The organism is Mycobacterium sp. D16Q16 (genome assembly GCF_002013745.1).
GTDB lineage: Bacteria > Actinomycetota > Actinomycetes > Mycobacteriales > Mycobacteriaceae > Mycobacterium.
The window spans coordinates 90,118-108,761 of the sequence record NZ_MAEY01000020.1; the positions used below are offsets into that span (position 1 = coordinate 90,118).

The 18,644-nt window shown below is 64.3% G+C and carries 16 protein-coding genes; 14 read left to right on the forward strand and 2 right to left on the reverse strand.

Annotated features, from left to right (window positions below):
• Positions 1–18: 18 nt before the first annotated feature.
• The gene (locus B4394_RS19155) at positions 19–3,501 is read left to right on the forward strand and encodes a non-ribosomal peptide synthetase (protein WP_078311764.1); all 3,483 of its coding nucleotides are present in this window, start codon (positions 19–21) and stop codon (positions 3,499–3,501) included.
• 4 nt (positions 3,502–3,505) lie between these two features.
• Here the strand turns inward: B4394_RS19155 and B4394_RS19160 are convergent, their stop codons facing one another.
• Complete coding sequence (locus tag B4394_RS19160; RefSeq protein WP_078311763.1) at positions 3,506–4,885, reverse strand: SagB family peptide dehydrogenase; 1,380 nt, start codon at positions 4,883–4,885, stop codon at positions 3,506–3,508.
• 275 nt (positions 4,886–5,160) lie between these two features.
• Between B4394_RS19160 and B4394_RS19165 the strand changes: the two genes are divergently transcribed.
• From B4394_RS19165 to B4394_RS25955, 3 genes are read left to right on the forward strand one after another with little or no spacing between them, the layout of a single operon-like run.
• A complete protein-coding gene (locus B4394_RS19165) occupies positions 5,161–6,315 on the forward strand; it encodes an alpha-hydroxy-acid oxidizing protein (protein ID WP_078311762.1) in 1,155 nt (384 codons plus the stop codon).
• 25 nt (positions 6,316–6,340) lie between these two features.
• The gene (locus tag B4394_RS19170) at positions 6,341–6,940 is read left to right on the forward strand and encodes an Rv1363c family protein (protein ID WP_139360310.1); all 600 of its coding nucleotides are present in this window, start codon (positions 6,341–6,343) and stop codon (positions 6,938–6,940) included.
• A complete protein-coding gene (locus tag B4394_RS25955) occupies positions 6,937–7,518 on the forward strand; it encodes an Rv1363c family protein (RefSeq protein WP_078311760.1) in 582 nt (193 codons plus the stop codon). Before B4394_RS19170 ends, B4394_RS25955 begins: the two co-directional genes overlap by 4 nt.
• A 3-nt stretch (positions 7,519–7,521) precedes the next feature.
• Here B4394_RS25955 and B4394_RS19180 read toward each other — a convergent pair whose 3' ends face one another.
• Positions 7,522–8,403, reverse strand: coding sequence for a PAC2 family protein (locus B4394_RS19180; RefSeq protein ID WP_078311846.1), 882 nt, complete (start codon positions 8,401–8,403; stop codon positions 7,522–7,524).
• Positions 8,404–8,645: 242 nt separating this feature from the next.
• Here B4394_RS19180 and metH point away from each other — a divergent pair, with 242 nt between their 5' ends.
• The 10 genes from metH to nuoE all read left to right on the forward strand — a co-directional run.
• Entirely contained in the window at positions 8,646–12,389 is a 3,744-nt protein-coding gene (gene metH, locus B4394_RS19185) for a methionine synthase (RefSeq protein WP_502688536.1), read from the forward strand.
• A 46-nt stretch (positions 12,390–12,435) separates the two neighbouring features.
• Positions 12,436–13,119, forward strand: coding sequence for an HAD family hydrolase (locus B4394_RS19190; protein ID WP_078311758.1), 684 nt, complete (start codon positions 12,436–12,438; stop codon positions 13,117–13,119).
• A 16-nt stretch (positions 13,120–13,135) separates the two neighbouring features.
• A complete protein-coding gene (locus tag B4394_RS19195) occupies positions 13,136–13,417 on the forward strand; it encodes a phosphoribosyl-ATP diphosphatase (protein ID WP_170915039.1) in 282 nt (93 codons plus the stop codon).
• 1 nt (position 13,418) lies between these two features.
• On the forward strand, positions 13,419–14,288 hold the full coding sequence (gene hisG, locus B4394_RS19200) for an ATP phosphoribosyltransferase (protein WP_078311756.1): 870 nt from the start codon (positions 13,419–13,421) through the stop codon (positions 14,286–14,288).
• Between the two features lie 60 nt (positions 14,289–14,348).
• Positions 14,349–14,744: a response regulator gene (locus B4394_RS19205; RefSeq protein WP_078315968.1), complete on the forward strand. Its 396-nt coding sequence runs from the start codon at positions 14,349–14,351 to the stop codon at positions 14,742–14,744.
• 207 nt (positions 14,745–14,951) lie between these two features.
• On the forward strand, positions 14,952–15,338 hold the full coding sequence (locus B4394_RS19210) for an NADH-quinone oxidoreductase subunit A (RefSeq protein WP_078301967.1): 387 nt from the start codon (positions 14,952–14,954) through the stop codon (positions 15,336–15,338).
• Positions 15,339–15,410: 72 nt separating this feature from the next.
• Entirely contained in the window at positions 15,411–15,965 is a 555-nt protein-coding gene (locus B4394_RS19215; protein WP_078311754.1) for a NuoB/complex I 20 kDa subunit family protein, read from the forward strand.
• Positions 15,962–16,648, forward strand: a complete 687-nt coding sequence (locus tag B4394_RS19220) for an NADH-quinone oxidoreductase subunit C (RefSeq protein WP_078311753.1) — start codon at positions 15,962–15,964, stop codon at positions 16,646–16,648. Before B4394_RS19215 ends, B4394_RS19220 begins: the two co-directional genes overlap by 4 nt.
• The gene (nuoD, locus tag B4394_RS19225; protein WP_078315969.1) at positions 16,648–17,946 is read left to right on the forward strand and encodes an NADH dehydrogenase (quinone) subunit D; all 1,299 of its coding nucleotides are present in this window, start codon (positions 16,648–16,650) and stop codon (positions 17,944–17,946) included. The genes B4394_RS19220 and nuoD overlap by 1 nt, the downstream gene beginning before the upstream one ends.
• On the forward strand, positions 17,943–18,644 hold a 702-nt coding region (gene nuoE, locus B4394_RS19230; RefSeq protein WP_078315970.1), incomplete at its 3' end, for an NADH-quinone oxidoreductase subunit NuoE. The genes nuoD and nuoE, both read left to right, overlap by 4 nt.

Consider the following 18,644-nt stretch of genomic DNA (forward strand, 5'->3'; position numbering starts at 1 on the left):
GACAGGAAGACAGCACGGATGGAATCAATCAGCAAGGACGAGATTAAGGCGACCGTCGGCGACCTCATTGGGCTCACCCCCCGGGAGATCTCGGACGCCGCCGACCTCATCACGCTTGGGCTGGACTCGATCCGCATGATGACCCTGGCAGGTGGATGGCGCAAGCGGGGGAGCCGCATCACCTTCGCGCAGCTCGCCGCCGAGCCGTCGGTCGAGTCCTGGCACGCGCTATTGGGCGATGGCGCGGAGTCGGCCCCGGACGTTCGTGCCGACGTCGCGGCCGCCGGCACCCCGGCGGACACGGACGACGCGGCGGAGGATGCGCCCTACCCGCTGGCCACTATGCAGCACGCCTACTGGATCGGTCGTTCGGAAGATCAGGAGCTCGGTGGCGTCGCCGCACACCTGTATGTCGAGTTCGACGGTGGAGCAATCGATCCCGAGCGGCTGAGGCTGGCGGTGGAACGGCTGGTGGCGGCACATCCGATGCTGCGCACCAGGTTTCTGCCTGATGGCACCCAGCAGACCTTGTCGGCTCCGGAGCGTGATGTGTTCAGCGTGGTGGACCTGCGGGGACGTGCGGACAAGGAAATCGAGGCGGCACTGACCGGGCTCCGTGAACGCAAGACGCATCAGCGCCTGGCGATCGAGGACGGCCAGGTGCTCGATGTCACGCTGACCCTGCGCGACGAGCAGCGCAGCCGCCTGCATCTGGATGTCGACATGCTGGCCGGGGACGCGATGAGCTACCGAGTGCTGGTGTCCGATCTGGCTGCGCTGTATCACGGTGCCGCGCAACCAGAGTTGGGATACACCTACCGGCGGTATCGCACCGAGCAGCGCGGTGATGAGTCGGCGCGCGAGCGTGATCGGAAATGGTGGAGCGAGCGGCTGGACGACCTGCCGGGTGCGCCGGAGCTGCCGACCGTACCGGTGAGTGAACGCGCCGAACCACACCGCACCGTCCGATACGACTACTGGCTGGAACCGCAGGCCAAGCAGCAGTTGCTGGCGGCCGCGCATCAGCGTGGCATCACCCCCGCGATGGCGATGGCCGCGGTCTTCGCGGAGACGATCGGAGGGTGGTCCGCGCAAAGCCGTTTCCTGCTGAACGTCCCGCTGTTCCATCGTGAATCGGTGCATCCCGATATCGACCGGGTGATCGGTGACTTCACCTCCTCGATCATGCTCGACGTCGATCTCACCGATCAGATGTCGGTGGCCGACCGGGCCCGGGCCTTGCAACGCAGCATGTACGAGAGCGGGGCTCATTCGGCGTATCCCGGGCTGAATGTGCTCCGCGATCTCGGTAGGCACCGCGGTGAGCCGGTGTTGGCGCCGGTTGTCTACACCAGCGCGCTGAATCTGGGGGAGTTGTTCGCCTCGTCGGTCATGGACACCTTTGGCGAACCGGTCTGGATCATTTCCCAAGGGCCGCAGGTGCTGTTGGACGCGCAGGTCACTGAGGTGCGCGGTGGCCTGCTGCTCAACTGGGATGTGCGTGAATCGGCTTTCCCCGAGGGCATGGTCGACACCATGTTCGCGCGCTACACCGATGCGGTGGCTGCACTGTGTGTCGGAGACGACGGCTGGAATGCCGATGCGGCCGTTCGGCTTCCGGCCTCGCAAGCCGATGTCAGGCGAACCGTCAATGCGACCGACGGCCCGGTGAGCGGCCGATGCCTGCATGAAGGATTCTTCGATTTCGCGAAGACGCACCCCGGCGCATCCGCGGTGGTGTGGGGCTTCGGTGGCGAGGACGGGGTATGGACGTATGGCGACCTCGCCGCGCAGGCCCTGGCGGTGGCCGGTGCGCTGCGGGCCCGGGGCGTACAGCCCGGCGATGCGGTGGCGGTGCAGCTGCCCAAGGGGCGCGATCAGATTCTCGCCGTGCTCGGTGTGCTCGCCGCCGGGGCGACGTACATCCCCATCGGATTTGACCAGCCCGCCCGTCGCCGGGCCAGCATCCTCGAAACCGGTGGAGTTGCGATGGCGATAACCGTCTCGGACGCTGACATTCCGGTGCCGTCGGTGTCCATCGATACCGCTCGGCACCACAGCGAGCCGTTGGCTGCGCCAGTCATTCCACCGACCGACACGATCGCGTATGTGATCTTCACGTCTGGCTCGACGGGCACTCCCAAGGGTGTGGACGTGCTGCACCGCGGGGCGATGAACACCATCGATGCCGTCAATGAATGGTTCGATGTCGGGCCGACCGACAGGGTGCTGGCGCTGTCGGCGCTGGAGTTCGACGCTTCCGTGTATGACATCTTCGGAATGTTCTCGGTCGGCGGATCGCTGGTCGCAGTCGATGTCGAGCAGCGCGCCGAGGCCACCACGTGGGTGGATCTGCTACGGCGCCATAAGGTTTCGATTCTCAACTGTGTGCCGAGCATGCTGGACATGATCCTGGAAATCGGCGGTAACGGCCTGGGTGACTCGCTGCGGGCGGTCACCCTGGGCGGTGACTGGGTGGGCGCTGACCTGGCGACCCGCCTGGCCGCGCAGGTCCCGGGCTGCAGGTTCTCCGGCTTGGGCGGAGCCACCGAGACATCCATTCACAACACCATCTGTGAGGTGGTGGGAGACCCGCCCGCGCGCTGGGCGACGGTGCCTTTCGGTGTGCCGCTGCGCAACGTCCGATGCCGGGTGGTGTCACCCGCAGGTCGCGACTGCCCGGACTGGGTGCCCGGTGAATTCTGGGTGGGTGGTGCCAATGTCGCGGCCGGATATCGCAATGACCCCGAACGCACCGCAGAACGATTCGTCGAGTACGACGGACTGCGCTGGTATCGGACGGGAGACATGGCCAGGTACTGGCCGGACGGAACCATCGAATTCCTCGGCCGCGCAGACCATCAGGTGCAGATCCGTGGTTATCGCGTGGAGCTGGGCGAGGTGGAAAGTGCGCTGCGGATGGTGCCCGGTGTGCGCCATGCCGTCGCTGCCATTGTCGGCGGTGATGCGCCGATCCTCGTTGCCGCGGTGTCGGGTGCCCCGGATCAGTCGGCAGATTATGCGGCGCTGCTCGGCGATGTGGTCCCCGGTTACATGGTCCCGGCTCGCGTCGAGCTCCTGGATCAGATGCCGTTGACCCCGAACGGGAAGATCGATCGGGGGGCGGTGACCGCTCTGCTCGAAGAGGTGGCCACCGCCGGAACCGACTCGGCTCCCCGGGATGATCTCGACACAGCCCTCGCCGATCTGATGGCAGGTGTGCTGGGCGTGGAATCCATTGGGGTGTACGACGATTTCTTTGCCCAGGGTGGTGACTCGGTGCTCGCCACGACGGTCATCGCGCGAGTGCGCGACTGGCTGTCGGTCGAGCACGCACTGGTTGGCGACCTCTTTGCCACCCGTACCGTCGCCGGGCTTGCCGACCGGCTCAAGCAGCGCGAGATCGAACTCGGTACGCCGGACCGCCTGGCTGTGGTCGCGGGACACTACCTGGAGATCGCGGCGATGACCGATGAGGAGATCCTGGCCGGTACCTCCTGACCGGTCAGGAGGTCGCCGGCGTACCCAGCACCATGCTGCCCACGCTGCACTCCTGCAGCTCCGGTACGGCCGCGGCCGCGGTGAATGCCGCGGTATCGCCGAATCCCTGGGCGCAGGCGCCCAGACCCATGGCGGTGGCTGCCAGATAGATGGTCTGCATGAGCACACCGACGTGCTTGAGAATGGCCGAGTAGGCGACCTGTTCGTAGGTCCACATCACGCGACCGGCACGCGCCGCCATCACCAGCAGCACCTGTGGTTCGGCGCCACCCTCCAGTGTCGCGGAGGTCGACTTCAGCAGCTGCTTGACGGCGGTGGAGTCGACGTCGGCCACCGGCCGCAGAGCGTGCTCGAAGGAGTCGTAGTGGTACATGCCGGGTGTGAGTCCGGCGACGTTGCGCACCACCGGATAGAGCTCCAGCTCGTACACGCTGCCACCCGAAGGATACGGGCGGGATAGGAGTTCTTCGCCTTCGCTTTCCGAGCGGGCGCCACGGGTACGGGCAGTGCGGTACAGCAGCTCGGAAAGCTGTTCGATGGTAATGGGGTTGGCGTCATCGAAGGCGCGCACCGAGATCCGGTCTTCGATGACCGTGGTGAGGGTCGGATCGTCGGCGCGGAGGGCGGCCAGGTCCGGGGCGGGTAGCGCGACAGGGATTCCCGGATAGTCGGGTTTGCGCGCTGCCGGCTGCGGGAACTTGCCCTTTGCCCATTTCGTGGGGCCGAAGTGGTCCCACGTGATGGTGCGTTCGCCCAGGGTGCTGCGGCGGTGGAACCACAGGTCGGGTGCGCTCCAACTGATCGAGGTGAACTCGCGGTTCTCCTCGTCGTTGTTGGAGACGAGGAATCCGGCCCAGCGCAGATCGGCCCGAAACCGCGTGATGAATTCCTGGCTCAGGTCGGCGATGGTGCGTTCGGGGCCGTCGAGTAAGGGGAGCAGGCGCAGATCCTGGATGCGGATATCGCACCAGCTCAGCGGATTCTCCAGCACGTATCCGCGTGAATCGCGATGCAGTACCGAGAATTTCGACAGATGGACGCCCGACGGTGGGGGATCGGTGGGTTGGGAGCCGGGTACGCCGAAACATTCGATGGCATAGAGGTCGTGCCTGTCGTTACGAACCGTCAGCGACAGCCATCCGCCTTCGAGTAGCCGCGTGATGAGTGGTTCGATAGCGTCGCTATCGGCATCGGTTATCAGTTCCGGGAGCGTCGTGGGGCCGCTGTTGAGAGTCTTGAGCACGCGCCGCTGCGGCCCGGTGAGCCCGGTGAGTTTCTCGTTGCGCGGCGGGTTCAGCAGTATCGCGCCCGCGGCCGTGACGAGGCACGTTGCACCGTCGCGTAGGGCGAATCGGGTGCCAGCAGGGTAGGTGAGAGCGGACAACGGAGGCCTTCCGGACGGTATGCCGACGCCGAATGCGTATGCGTTTCACGGAGGATCATAAGGAACCCCGGTAAGGTACCCCTAACTTGGGTCCCAATTTGCTGGGCAGGTGGATTGCTACCAGTCGTCCGGATGTGCGAGCTACCTGTACCGCGATGTGATGTGCGATCAGACTGATGAGCATGCGCGCCCACCCGGCCGACGGTGCTGGATGAGGCCGAAAGTGCTCAGTACGCTGAGCATCCAGCGAATGTCCGAACGATGAGGAGTGCTTGATGAACTTCGGCGATTTCCAGCTCCAGTTCTACGCGGCGGGTGCGCTCGGCAAGGTGTCGACACTTCCCTTCACCTTTGCCGAACTGGAGAGTCGCGCGGAGCAGGCGCTGGGCGAGGGGATCTTCGGCTACGTGCGTGGTGGGGCGGGTGACGAGCACACCCAGGATGCGAATGCCGCCGCGCTGCGCCACTACGGGCTTGTGCCCCGGATGCTGCGAGACCGTACGACTCGGGACATGTCGACGTCATTCCTGGGGCGCGAGCTCACCAGTCCGGTGTTCATCTGCCCGGTCGGTGTGCTGGGTGCGGTTCGCGATCGTGGCGACCTGCTGACGGCCGCCGCCGCCCGTGAGCTTGATGTGCCGGCCATGTATTCGACGCTCTCTTCGGCCACTCTTGAGGAGGTCGCTGCGGAGCGCGGCGATTCCTACGGGATTTTCCAGCTGTACCCGTCTTCGGATGCCGAGCTGACCGACAGCTTTATCCGGCGTGCCGAGGCGGCGGGGTACGACGCGCTCGCGGTGACTCTGGACACCGGCACATTGGGCTGGCGCCCCCGCGATCTCACACACGGTTACCTGCCGATGCTGCACGGACACTGCCTGGCGAACTACACCTCAGATCCCCGCTTCCTGGAAATCGCGGGGGTACGTTCGGCCGGGGAACTGGCCCCGATGCACGCCGGTCTGGTGTGGGCGTCGCTGTTCAGCCACCCGGGGCTCACCTGGGCGGATATCGATCGGTATCGCGAACTGACCAAACTCCCGATCATCCTCAAGGGCATCTGTGATGTCGACGACGTTCGGCAAGCGGTGGATCGCGGTATCGATGCCATTGCCTATTCCAATCACGGTGGGCGGCAAGCGAATGGCGGAATTCCCGCGATCGACGGTCTTGCCGCGGCCGTCCAGGCGGCCGGTTCGGTTCCGGTGACTTTCGACTCAGGGGTCCGTGACGGCATCGACGTGTTACGTGCCGTCGCCCTCGGAGCGAGCCTGGTGGGGATCGCCCGTCCGTACGTGTATGGGCTGGCGCTGGACGGAACCAGCGGCGTCAAACACGTGATCCAGTCACTGCTGGCCGAAGCTGATCTGACCATGGCGGTGAACTGCTATCTTTCGCTCGACGAGTTGGCGGTGCAGCGGCTTTCCTGATGCGCCGTAACTGAGTGGGGGTGTCGTGATTCAGCAGTGGCCGCAAGAGCCCATCCCGTATCCGGGTTATCCGATGCCCTCGCCCAGACCGAGTCGATGGGCGACGGTGGCGATCATCGTCTCCGGGCTGATTGCCGTGGTTGCCTTGACTGGGTGCGGGTTTCTGGGGTGGAAACTGGTGGCCGATGGTGGGGCGGTTCCTGATGGGCCGGAGGGATGGCGTGTCCAGCTCAGCCGAGATCGGGAGGCGCACAAGGCCGGTCAGCAAGCGCAGGAAGCATCCACCGCGTTCGCATTGCTGATGATCAACACGGACTACCGCGATGTCGACAGAAACACGTCAGAGATACTGGAAAAGTCGACCGGTGCGTTCAAAGAGAGGTACGCGAAGTCCAGCGCTCAACTCCACCAGATTCTGGTCGACAACAAGGCGAAGTCCAGCGGCAAGGTGATCGATTCCGCGATTCACACCGAATCGGTCGACAAGGTCATCATGCTGCTCTTCATCGATCAGTCCGTGACTAACGTCGCGATACCCGACTCGCGTATTGATCGAAGCCGGGTGCGAATGACCATGGAGAAGGTCGACAGTCGTTGGCTGGCAAGCGATGTCGAGCTGATATGACCGGTTATCCCGCGCCGCCCGGTGGCCAGCTGCGAATTGTTCTCGCCAGCCTGATGATTGGCGTTGCCGTTGTCGCACTCTGCGCCTGCGGACTGCTGGCGTGGAAGCAGTTTCATGACGGTCCGATTCTTGCTGCGCAGCGGGCGAAGGCCGCGCAGGAACACGATGAGTTCAATCGTGACCGTCAGATCCGAGAATTCAGGGAGCAGGCGCGCGCTGCCGCCGAGTCGTTAACGGTCATCTTGACCTCGGTCGATTCGGGCAACGTCGATGAAAACTTCGCCCAGATCCTAGAGCGCTGTACGGGCGAGCTCAAAGACGAGTTCACGAAGGGCTCAGTGCAACTGCGACAGCTGTTGATCGACAACAAGGCCAGCGCGGTCGGCAAGGTGGTCGCCTCGGCGGTGCAATCGGATACCGCCGACCAACCTGAGAAGAGCGTCGTAATCCTGCTCGCGGTGGATCAGTCCATTGTCAATTCTGTTCGGCCCGACCCAAGGATCGACAGAAGCCGGATGAAAATGACCTTGGAGCTGGTGGACGGTCGCTGGCTCGCGAGCAAGCTGGAATACCTCTAGGGATCACCCCCCGAATCGGGGTCCGCGCCGTCGCAGGTAGCGCTCGAATTCGGCGGCCAAGGCATCGCCATCGATCTTGCTGAGAATCTCGGTGGTGTCCACCTCGGCGTCGCCGCGCTCCTCAAGCGACTGCACGTACTCGGCGATCTCCTCGTCCTCGGTGGTCATCTCGGAGACTGCCTGCTCCCACTCCTCAGCCTGCTCCGGCAGATCTCCGAGCGGTACCTCGACGTCGAGCACATCCTCGACGCGCTGCAGCAGGGCGACCGTCGCCTTCGGATTGGGGGGTTGCGACACGTAGTGCGGTACTGCGGCCCAGAACGCGACGGCGGGTATCCCGGCGTTCACGCACGCGTCCTGGAACACCCCGGCGATACCGGTAGGACCCTCGTATCGAGTCTCCTCCAGGCCGAAGAACTTGGCCGCATCGGGGGAGTAGGCGGTGCCGCTCACGGGTACCGGCCGGGTGTGCGGAGTGTCGGCCAAGAGGGCACCCAGGATCACCACGGTCGATACGTTGAGGCGATCCGCGATGGCCAGCAAGCGGTTGCAGAAGGTGCGCCAGCGCATATTCGGCTCGGCACCGTGCATCAGAACCACATCGCGCTGCGAGCCGGGAGGCGAGCAGTACGAGATGTGCATCCCGGGCCACTCCAGCTCGCGGGTGACGCCCTCGACCAGCCGCACGATGGGACGATTGACCTGGTAGTCGTAGTAGTCCTCGTCGTCAATGGTCATCAACGGGGTGGCCTGCCAGGTGGTGTCCAGATGCTCCAACGCCGCGCTGGCCGCATCACCGGCGTCGTTCCAGCCCTCGAAAGCGGCAACCACCACCGGGTCGCGCAGCACGGGTAGGCCGTTCTGGGCGGTATCCGACAGTGTCACGGTGTCAGCGTAAGCCCTGCGTGACGGGGACGAGCCGCGGCTGGCGGAGAATGGATTGGATAGCCGGATCACATTGTTGATATGACCGCCCCTGGAGAAACCGCACGACACATGAGGCGTTCGCACGACTGTCGGGTGACGACGTAGACTTCATCTGGTCGAGAGGCGTTGCAACGGTTCCGGATCACAGCCCGTGACCGCCACGCTCGGCAGAGTTAAGGACGCCTTCCGCTCTGGAAGGAATGCGCGTGACCAATCCGCAGCCGAATGTCCGGCCCGACTGCACGGACTCGCTGACTGCTGCTCTCGAACAGCGGATCCTGGTGATCGACGGCGCGATGGGCACGGCGATCCAGCGCGACAGGCCCGACGAGGCCGGATACCGCGGCGTACGGTTCGCCGACTGGCCGAGCGACCTCGTCGGCAACAACGATCTGCTCACTCTGACGCAGCCGCACATCATCGAGGGCATCCACCGTGAGTACCTCGAAGCAGGTGCGGACATCCTCGAGACCAATACGTTCAACGCGAACGCGGTGTCGCTCTCCGACTACGGCATGGAAGAGCTGAGCTACGAGCTGAACTACGCCGGTGCCGCGCTGGCGCGGGCGGCCGCCGACGAGTACAGCACCCCTGCGAAGCCCCGTTATGTCGCCGGGGCGCTGGGGCCGACCACCCGGACCGCGTCGATTTCGCCGGACGTCAACGATCCCGCGGCCCGCAACGTCTCTTACGACCAGCTGGTCGCCGCCTACCTCGAAGCGGCCAACGGCCTGGTCGACGGCGGTTCCGACATCATCCTCGTGGAGACCATCTTCGACTCGCTGAACGCCAAAGCGGCGGTCTTCGCCGTAGAGACGCTGTTTGAGCAGCGTGGGAGGCGCTGGCCGATCATCATCTCGGGCACTATCACCGACGCGTCCGGGCGGACGTTGTCCGGCCAGGTCACCGAGGCATTCTGGAACGCGATTCGGCACGCCAAGCCCATCGCGGTGGGCCTTAACTGCGCCCTGGGCGCCCCGGAGATGCGGCCCTACATCGCCGAGATGTCGCGCATTGCCGACACTTTCGTCTCCTGCTATCCGAACGCAGGTTTGCCCAACGCCTTCGGCGAGTACGACGAGTCCCCTGAGCACCAGGCCGGCTACCTTGCCGAGTTCGCCGAGGCTGGACTGGTCAACCTGGTTGGTGGGTGCTGCGGGACCGCGCCCGCACATATCGCGGAGATCGCCAAGGTTGTCGACGGTGTGGCACCGAGGCGGATGGCGCACGTGCCGGTGGCGACTCGCCTGTCCGGACTGGAGCCCCTCAACATCACCGACGACTCGCTGTTCGTGAACATCGGTGAGCGCACCAACATCACCGGTTCGGCCCGGTTCCGCAACCTAATCAAGGCCGAGGACTATGACACCGCGCTGTCGGTCGCGCTACAGCAGGTCGAGGTCGGCGCGCAGATTATCGACATCAACATGGACGAGGGCATGATCGACGGCGTCGCCGCGATGGACCGGTTCACCAAGCTGATCGCGGCGGAACCCGACATCAGCCGCGTCCCGGTGATGATCGACTCCTCCAAGTGGGAGGTCATCGAGGCGGGCCTGAAGAACGTGCAGGGCAAGCCGATCGTCAACTCGATCTCCATGAAGGAGGGCGAGGAGAAGTTCATCCGCGAGGCGCAGCTGTGCCGCAAGTACGGTGCCGCCGTTGTGGTGATGGCCTTCGATGAGAAGGGTCAGGCTGACAATCTGGAACGGCGCAAGGAGATCTGCGGACGCGCCTACCGGATCTTGACCGAAGAGGTCGGCTTCCCGGCCGAGGACATCATCTTCGACCCCAACTGCTTCGCGCTGGCGACCGGTATCGAAGAGCACGCAACGTACGGGATCGACTTCATCGAGGCCTGCGCCTGGATCAAGGAGAACCTGCCCGGGGTACACATCTCCGGCGGTATCTCGAACGTGTCGTTCTCGTTCCGCGGCAATAACCCCGTCCGCGAGGCGATTCACGCGGTGTTCCTGTTCCACGCCATCAAGGCCGGCCTGGACATGGGCATCGTCAACGCCGGCGCGTTGGTGCCGTATGACTCGATCGACCCCGACCTGCGGGAAAGAATCGAGGACGTCGTGCTGAACCGGCGCGCGGATGCGGCCGAACGACTCTTGGAGATCGCCGAACGGTTCAACAGCAAGGAGGAGGAGGCTGGCCCCTCGGCTGTTCAAGAGTGGCGCAGTCTGCCTGTGCGCGAACGGATTACGCACGCACTGGTCAAGGGAATCGACGCCCATGTCGACGACGACACCGAGGAATTGCGCGCCGAGATCGCCGACGCCGGGGGGCGCCCCATCGAGGTGATCGAGGGCCCGCTGATGGACGGCATGAACGTCGTCGGCGACCTGTTCGGCGCGGGCAAGATGTTCTTGCCCCAGGTCGTGAAGTCGGCGCGGGTGATGAAGAAGGCCGTCGCGTACCTGCTGCCGTACATCGAGAAGGAAAAGGAAGAGTCCGGCGTCGCCGCGTCCAAGGACACCAACGGCACCATCATCATGGCGACCGTGAAGGGTGACGTTCACGACATCGGTAAGAACATCGTCGGGGTTGTGTTGCAGTGCAACAACTTCGAGGTAATCGATCTCGGGGTCATGGTGCCCGCCGAGAAAATCCTCGCTGCAGCAGAGGAATACGACGCGGACATCATCGGGTTGTCCGGCCTGATCACTCCGTCGCTGGACGAGATGGTCAACTTCGCCGTCGAGATGGAGCGCAGGGGGCTTCAGATTCCGCTGCTGATCGGCGGCGCGACCACCTCCCGCGCCCACACGGCGGTGAAGGTGGCGCCGCGTCGCAGCGGTCCGGTCGTGTGGGTCAAGGACGCGTCTCGCTCGGTGCCGGTCGCCGCCGCACTCCTCGACGACAAGCAGCGGCCGGGGCTACTGGAGGCCACCGAGAAGGACTACGCATCGCTTCGCGAACGGCATGCGCAGAAGAACGAGCGGCCGACGCTGACGCTGGAGAAGGCCCGAGCCAACCGGACACCGATCGAGTGGGACGGATACACGCCGCCCGTGCCCGCCCAGGGCCTCGGCGTGCGGGAGTTTCTGGACTACGACATCGCGGAGTTGCGGGAGTACATCGACTGGCAGCCGTTCTTCAACGCCTGGGAGATGAAGGGCCGGTTCCCCGACATCCTGAACAACCCGGCCACCGGTGAGGCCGCGCGCAAGCTGTATGACGACGCCCAGCAGATGCTCGACACCCTGATCAAGGAGAAGTGGCTGACGGCCAACGGGGTGATTGGCTTCTTCCCCGCGAATGCGGTCGGCGATGACATCGAGGTCTACACCGACGACTCCCGCACCGAGGTGCTGACCACGTTGTACAACCTGCGCCAGCAGGGCGAGCATCGCGACGGCATCCCGAACCGCTCGCTGGGCGACTACATCGCCCCCCGAGAAACTGGGCACCGGGACTACGTCGGTGCCTTCGCAGTCACGTCGGGGCTCGGCAGCCAGGACAAGATCACGGAGTTCAAGGCTGACCTGGACGACTACAGCGCGATCCTGCTGGAGTCGATCGCGGACCGGCTGGCCGAGGCCTTCGCCGAGCGGATGCATCAGCGGGTGCGCAAGGAGTTCTGGGGTTTCCAGCCCGACGAGCAGCTGGACAACGAGGCGCTCATCGGCGAGAAGTACCGCGGAATCCGTCCGGCGCCCGGTTACCCGGCCTGCCCGGAGCACACCGAGAAGACGACGCTGTTCGACCTGATGGACGTCACGAAGCGGACCGGTATCGAGCTGACCGAATCGATGGCGATGTGGCCCGGCGCCGCCGTCAGCGGCTGGTATTTCTCGCACCCGCAGTCGCAGTACTTCGTGGTGGGCCGCTTGGCCCAGGATCAGGTCGCCGACTACGCCAAGCGCAAGGGCTGGACGCTGCAGGAAGCGGAGCGCTGGCTCGGCCCGAACCTCGGCTATAACCCTGAGGACTGAGCACCAGCGTCATGGGCAGCGGGTGACCTCTGACAGAATTGGCCGCATGCGCGCGGTGCTGTGGGACATGGACGGCACGCTCATCGACTCGGAGAAGCTCTGGGATATCTCGATGGCCGAAACGTGCCGCAGGCTGGGCGGTGAGATGACCCCCGAACTGCGTACCGCGCTGCTCGGCGGCTCCGCCGAGGCCACGATGCAGATGATGTTCGCAGCGTTCGGGCTGGAGCCGGACCCCGAGTTGATGGCCAGCGAGAATGACTGGCTGCACGAGTACACCGGCGAGCTCTTTGAAACCGATTTGACCTGGTGTGATGGTGCGCAGGACATGCTGGCGCAGCTCGCCGCCGAGCAGGTGCCCATGGCGCTGGTCACCAACACCATCAGATCGCTCACCAACCAGGCGCTCAAGACCATTGGTACACAGTGGTTTTCTGGAACTGTCTGCGGTGACGAGGTGGTACGTACCAAACCGGCTCCGGACCCGTACTTGCGGGCTGCGGCGCTGCTGGGCGTGGATCCGTCCGATTGCGTGGCCATCGAGGACTCGGCGACCGGCGCCGCCGCGGCCGAGGCGGCGGGTTGTGTGGTGCTGGTGGTGCCCAACCATATCGAGGTGCCCGGCACTGATCGGCGCAGGCGTGCCCCCACGTTGTCGGGGCTGTCTCCGGAGGACTTGCGCCGTGCCCACGCTGACGTCCTGACGGCGACCGCCGGCAAACCCATATGACTCACCGGGGCCGGTCGTGACAGAATCGCCACCCGTGAAGACCTTCGAGGAGCTGTTCGCCGAGCTCAGTGACCGCGCCAGAACCCGGCCCGAGGGAAGTGGAACCGTCGCTGCCCTCGATGCGGGCGTGCACACCCTGGGCAAGAAACTGCTCGAAGAGGCGGGCGAGGTATGGCTGGCCGCCGAGCACGAGAGCGACGAATCGCTCGCCGAAGAAGTCAGCCAGCTGTTCTATTGGGCGCAGGTGCTGCTGATTGCCCGCGGTCTCACACTCGATGACGTCTACCGGAAGCTCTGACATGACCAGTGCGAATGGAGCGTTGCGTGTCGCCGTCCCCAACAAGGGGGCGCTCAGCGAGGCCGCGTCGGAGATTCTTTCCGAGGCCGGCTACCGGCGGCGCGGAGACGCCAAGGACCTCACGGTGCTCGATCCGCAGAACGACGTCGAGTTCTTCTTCCTGAGGCCCAAGGACATAGCGATCTACGTCGGCTCCGGCGAGCTGGATCTTGGTATCACCGGCCGCGACCTGATGATGGACTCCGATGCGCCGGTGACCGAGCGGCTCGCTCTGGGATTCGGTGGATCGACGTTCCGCTACGCCGCGCCCGCCGGACGAGACTGGACGATTTACGACATCGCGGGGAAGCGGATCGCCACCGCCTATCCGAACTTGGTCCGAAAGGATCTGGCCACCAAGGGAATCGAGGCCGATGTCATTCGGCTGGACGGTGCTGTCGAGATATCCATCCAGCTTGGCGTGGCCGATGTGATCGCCGATATCGTCGGTACCGGACGAACACTGCGCCAGCACGGACTGGTGGCCTTCGGTGAGTCGCTGTGCGATTCGGAGGCGGTGCTGATCGAGCGGGAGAACGCCGATCCGGCAACGGAAACGGCTCGCGCACAGCTGACGACGCGCATCCAGGGTGTGGTATTTGGCCAGCTGTATTTGATGCTCGACTATGACTGCCCGCGCGCGGTTCTGGACGAGGCACTCAAGGTGACGCCCGGCCTGGAATCTCCGACGCTGGCCCCGCTGGCCGACGAGAAGTGGGTGGCGGTGCGTGCCCTGGCCCCGCGCAAGGGCGTCAACACCACCATGGATGCGCTGGCCGCGATCGGTGCGAAGGCCATCCTGGCCTCCGAAGTCAGGTTCTTCCGGGCCTAGATTCCCGGGCTTTCCCCGGATTCCTTCGCGAGTAGCCGCAGCTCGGCCTAGCATGGCCGTATGGCGCTGCACGTCCTCGTCTACAGCGATGACATCACGGTCCGGCGCAAGGTAATTCAGGGAATTGGCACACGGCCGGATTTCGCACTGCCGCCACTGGAGTTTGTCGAGGTGGCCACCGGGCCCATGGTCATCGAACGCCTGGCCGCGGGCGGTATCGACCTGGCGATCCTCGACGGTGAGGCGACGCCGTTCGGCGGGATGGGCGTGGCCAAGCAGGTGAAGGACGAGGTCGACGCGCCGCCTCCGATCGTGGTGCTGACCGGACGTCCGCAAGACAGCTGGCTGGCGAGCTGGTCCCGCGCGGAGGGCGTGGTACCGCGTCCGATCGACCCGATGCGATTGACCGCGACGGTGATCGAGCTGCTTGGTTCTGCCAACGTGACACACCGCTGACATCAGCCGTCGCAGGCGCTTCGGCTCAAGTACTTAATTGCGCAAAACACCGTCAAACGGTGGCATGGATCAGGCGCCAACCGATAGTGTGTTTGTTAGGTCACATCTGTACTGGTCGGCAGCCCTCGACCACACACAGCAATGACGCGGCAATGTTGCCGATCCAGCACAGGGACCCGATCGATCGATTCGGGAGGCTGTTCTGCCATGGATGCATATGTACCGATCTTGGTACTCGGCGCCATTGCGGTGGCCTTTGCCGTTTTCTCCATTGGGATTTCGTCATTCGTCGGTCCGCGCCGATACAACCGCGCGAAGCTTGAGGCGTATGAATGCGGTATCGAGCCCACCCAGCACTCGATGGGCCGTGACCATCACGGTGCCGCCGCTGGTGGACACCGGGTGCCCGTGAAGTACTACCTCACCGCGATGTTGTTCATCATCTTCGATATAGAGATCGTCTTCTTGTATCCGTGGGCCGTCCACTTCGAGGCCCTCGGAGTGTTCGGACTGCTCGCAATGGCCCTGTTCATCGTCAACGTGTCGGTGGCGTACGCCTACGAATGGAGGCGCGGTGGCCTGAGCTGGGATTAGCCCCTGTGCGATCGGTGGGGCGGCGCGGAAGTCCTTGCAACATCACGAATAAGCACACCTTTCGGGAGAGCCATGGGTCTTGAGGAACAACTGCCTAGCGGATTTCTGCTGAGCACCGTCGAGACGCTGGCCGGGTATGTGCGCAAAGGTTCGTTGTGGCCCGCCACCTTTGGGCTGGCCTGTTGCGCCATCGAGATGATGTCGACGGCGGGCCCGCGGTTCGACATCGCCCGCTTTGGCATGGAACGGTTCTCGGCGACGCCCCGGCAGGCCGACCTCATGATCGTCGCGGGCAGGGTCAGCCAGAAGATGGCCCCGGTGTTGCGGCAGATCTATGACCAGATGGCTGAACCGAAATGGGTGCTCGCCATGGGGGTCTGTGCTTCTTCGGGCGGGATGTTCAACAACTATGCCATCGTCCAGGGTGTCGATCATGTTGTCCCCGTGGATATATACCTTCCTGGGTGTCCTCCGCGCCCGGAGATGCTATTGCACGCGATCTTGAAGCTGCACGAGAAGATCGCCCACATGCCGCTCGGGGCCAACCGCGAGGAAGTCATCCGCGAGACCGAAGCGGCGGCCCTCGCCGCCACGCCGACCATCGAGATGAAGGGCCTACTGCGGTGACCGGCGACGAACAGAACCCAGGCGAGGTCATCGGGGTACGGCATGGGCTCTTCGGGGTCCGCGGCAGTGGCGACACGTCGGGCTATGGTGGACTGGTTCAGCCAATCTCCTTGCCGGTCAGCTCGGCCCGTCCTTATGGAGGGTACTTCGATCAGGTTGTCGATCGGCTGGAATCGGTGCTCGCGGACCAGGAGCATGTCACCTACGAGGACGCCATCGAGGGTGTCATCGTCTACCGCGATCAGCTCACGATCCACGTCCGGGCCGAGCATCTGGTCCAGGTCGCCCAGTCTCTGCGGGACGACCCGGAACTCCGTTTCGAGCTCTGCCTCGGTGTCAGCGGTGTGCACTACCCCGAGGATGCCTCGCGGGAACTGCATGCCGTCTACCCGCTCATGTCGATTACCTGGAACCGTCGCATTCTGCTCGAAGTGGCTGTGCCGGAGGATAATCCGCATGTTCCGTCACTGAATGCCGTGTACCCGACCACCGACTGGCATGAACGGGAAACCTACGACTTCTTCGGCATCGTGTTCGACGATCACCCGGCGTTGACGCGAATCGAAATGCCGGATGACTGGGAGGGGCATCCGCAGCGTAAGGACTATCCGCTCGGTGGCGTGCCGGTCGAGTACCACGGGGCGACCATCGCGCCGCCCGATCAGCGGAGGTCCTACAACTAATGACAGCACAGCCCGAGATTCATCTCATGGCCGGTGGGCAGGACTGGGACGAGATCGTCACTGCCGCCGCCCAAGCCAGCGACGAGCGCATCGTGGTCAACATGGGCCCCCAGCATCCCTCGACCCACGGCGTGCTGCGCCTGATCCTGGAGATCGAGGGGGAGACGGTTACCGACGTGCGCTGCGGAATTGGCTACCTGCACACCGGTATCGAAAAGAATCTGGAATATCGCACGTGGACACAGGGCGTCACCTTTGTGACCCGGATGGACTACCTGTCCCCGTTCTTCAACGAGACCGCCTATTGCCTGGGGGTCGAGCGGTTGCTTGACATCACCGACGAAATCCCAGAGCGCGCCACCGTGATCCGGGTGTTGATGATGGAACTCAATCGCATCTCCTCCCATCTGGTCGCACTCGCCACCGGCGGTATGGAGCTTGGTGCGATGACCGCGATGTTCCTCGGATTTCGCGAGCGCGAAATGATCCTCAAGGTGTTCGAATCCGTCACCGGCCTGCGTATGAACCACGCCTACGTCAGGCCCGGTGGGTTGGCGCAGGATCTGCCCGACGGGGCCGAACACGAGGTGCGGGATCTGCTGAAGATCCTGCCCGGCAGGTTGCGCGACATGGAAAACCTGTTGAACGAGAACTACATCTGGAAGGCGCGGACCCAGGGGGTCGGATACCTGGATCTGACCGGGTGTATGGCGTTGGGCATCACCGGCCCGGTGCTGCGTGCGACGGGGTTGGCGCATGATCTGCGGCGTGCACAACCGTACTGCGGGTATGAGAACTATGACTTCGAAGTCATCACCGATAGCGACTGCGACTCCTATGGCCGGTATCTGATCAGGATCAAGGAGATGCACGAGTCCATCAAGATCGCTCAACAGTGTCTGGATAGGTTGAGGCCAGGTCCGATCATGGTGGATGACAAGAAGATTGCGTGGCCCGCAGATCTCGCGTCGGGCCCGGATGGATTGGGCAACTCGCCTAAGCACATCGCCAAGATCATGGGCACCTCCATGGAGGGGCTGATCCACCACTTCAAACTGGTGACCGAGGGGATCAGGGTGCCGGCCGGACAGGTGTACGTCGCCGTCGAGTCGCCGCGCGGCGAGCTCGGGGTGCACATGGTCAGCGATGGCGGAACCCGGCCCTACCGTGTGCATTTCCGTGATCCATCGTTCACGAATCTGCAGTCTGTCTCGGCAATGTGTGAGGGCGGGATGGTGGCCGATCTCATCGCTGCGGTCGCCAGTATCGATCCGGTGATGGGTGGGGTGGACAGGTGAAGGAGACGGAGCGCGAGAGCGTTTTTCTTGAACTCGGGAGTCGCCCGCCGGAGGACGAGGGCAGCTTCGCCGGACGCAGAACCTATCCGCCGGAGGTGGTGTCACGGCTTGCCATCGACGCCAAGGAGATCCTCGACCGGTATCCGAGCCGGAGGTCAGCGTTGCTGCCGCTGCTGCACTTGGTGCAGTCGGAAGACGGGTATGTGACCAGAGCGGGCATTGAATTCTGTTCCGGACAAGTGGAACTGACATCCGCCGAGGTCACCGCCGTGGCGAGCTTCTACTCGATGTACCGGCGCGAACCGACCGGCGATTATCTCGTCGGGGTATGCACCAACACGCTGTGCGCGGTGCTCGGTGGTGACGCGATCCTGACGCGGTTGGTCGATGAACTCGGCGTGCCACCCGGCGGTACCACCGAGGACGGCAAGGTCACACTTGAACATGTCGAGTGCAACGCCGCGTGCGACTACGCGCCGGTGTTGATGGTCAATTGGGAGTTCTTCGACAACCAAACTCCGGATGGAGCAGTCGATCTGGTGGAAGGCCTCCGCGGAGACCGTATTCCCGAGCCGCGGCGCGGTGCGCCGCCGTGCACCTTCAGACAGACCGCCCGGATCTTGGCGGGCTTCGCCGACGACCGGCCCGACGCGGTCGCCGCGGCACGGCCGGGCGACCCGACACTGGCGGGGCTGCGG

Excerpts from the sequence above, each read along its gene's own strand:
- B4394_RS19190 (WP_078311758.1), top strand. The coding sequence starts at position 12,436 with ATGCGCGCGGTGCTGTGGGACATGGACGGCACGCTCATCGACTCGGAG.
- B4394_RS19210 (WP_078301967.1), top strand. The coding sequence starts at position 14,952 with ATGGATGCATATGTACCGATCTTGGTACTCGGCGCCATTGCGGTGGCC.
- B4394_RS19215 (WP_078311754.1), top strand. The coding sequence starts at position 15,411 with ATGGGTCTTGAGGAACAACTGCCTAGCGGATTTCTGCTGAGCACCGTC.
- nuoD (WP_078315969.1), top strand. The coding sequence starts at position 16,648 with ATGACAGCACAGCCCGAGATTCATCTCATGGCCGGTGGGCAGGACTGG.
- B4394_RS19155 (WP_078311764.1), top strand. The coding sequence starts at position 19 with ATGGAATCAATCAGCAAGGACGAGATTAAGGCGACCGTCGGCGACCTC.
- B4394_RS25955 (WP_078311760.1), top strand. The coding sequence starts at position 6,937 with ATGACCGGTTATCCCGCGCCGCCCGGTGGCCAGCTGCGAATTGTTCTC.
- B4394_RS19165 (WP_078311762.1), top strand. The coding sequence starts at position 5,161 with ATGAACTTCGGCGATTTCCAGCTCCAGTTCTACGCGGCGGGTGCGCTC.
- B4394_RS19205 (WP_078315968.1), top strand. The coding sequence starts at position 14,349 with ATGGCGCTGCACGTCCTCGTCTACAGCGATGACATCACGGTCCGGCGC.
- metH (WP_502688536.1), top strand. The coding sequence starts at position 8,646 with ATGCGCGTGACCAATCCGCAGCCGAATGTCCGGCCCGACTGCACGGAC.
- hisG (WP_078311756.1), top strand. The coding sequence starts at position 13,419 with ATGACCAGTGCGAATGGAGCGTTGCGTGTCGCCGTCCCCAACAAGGGG.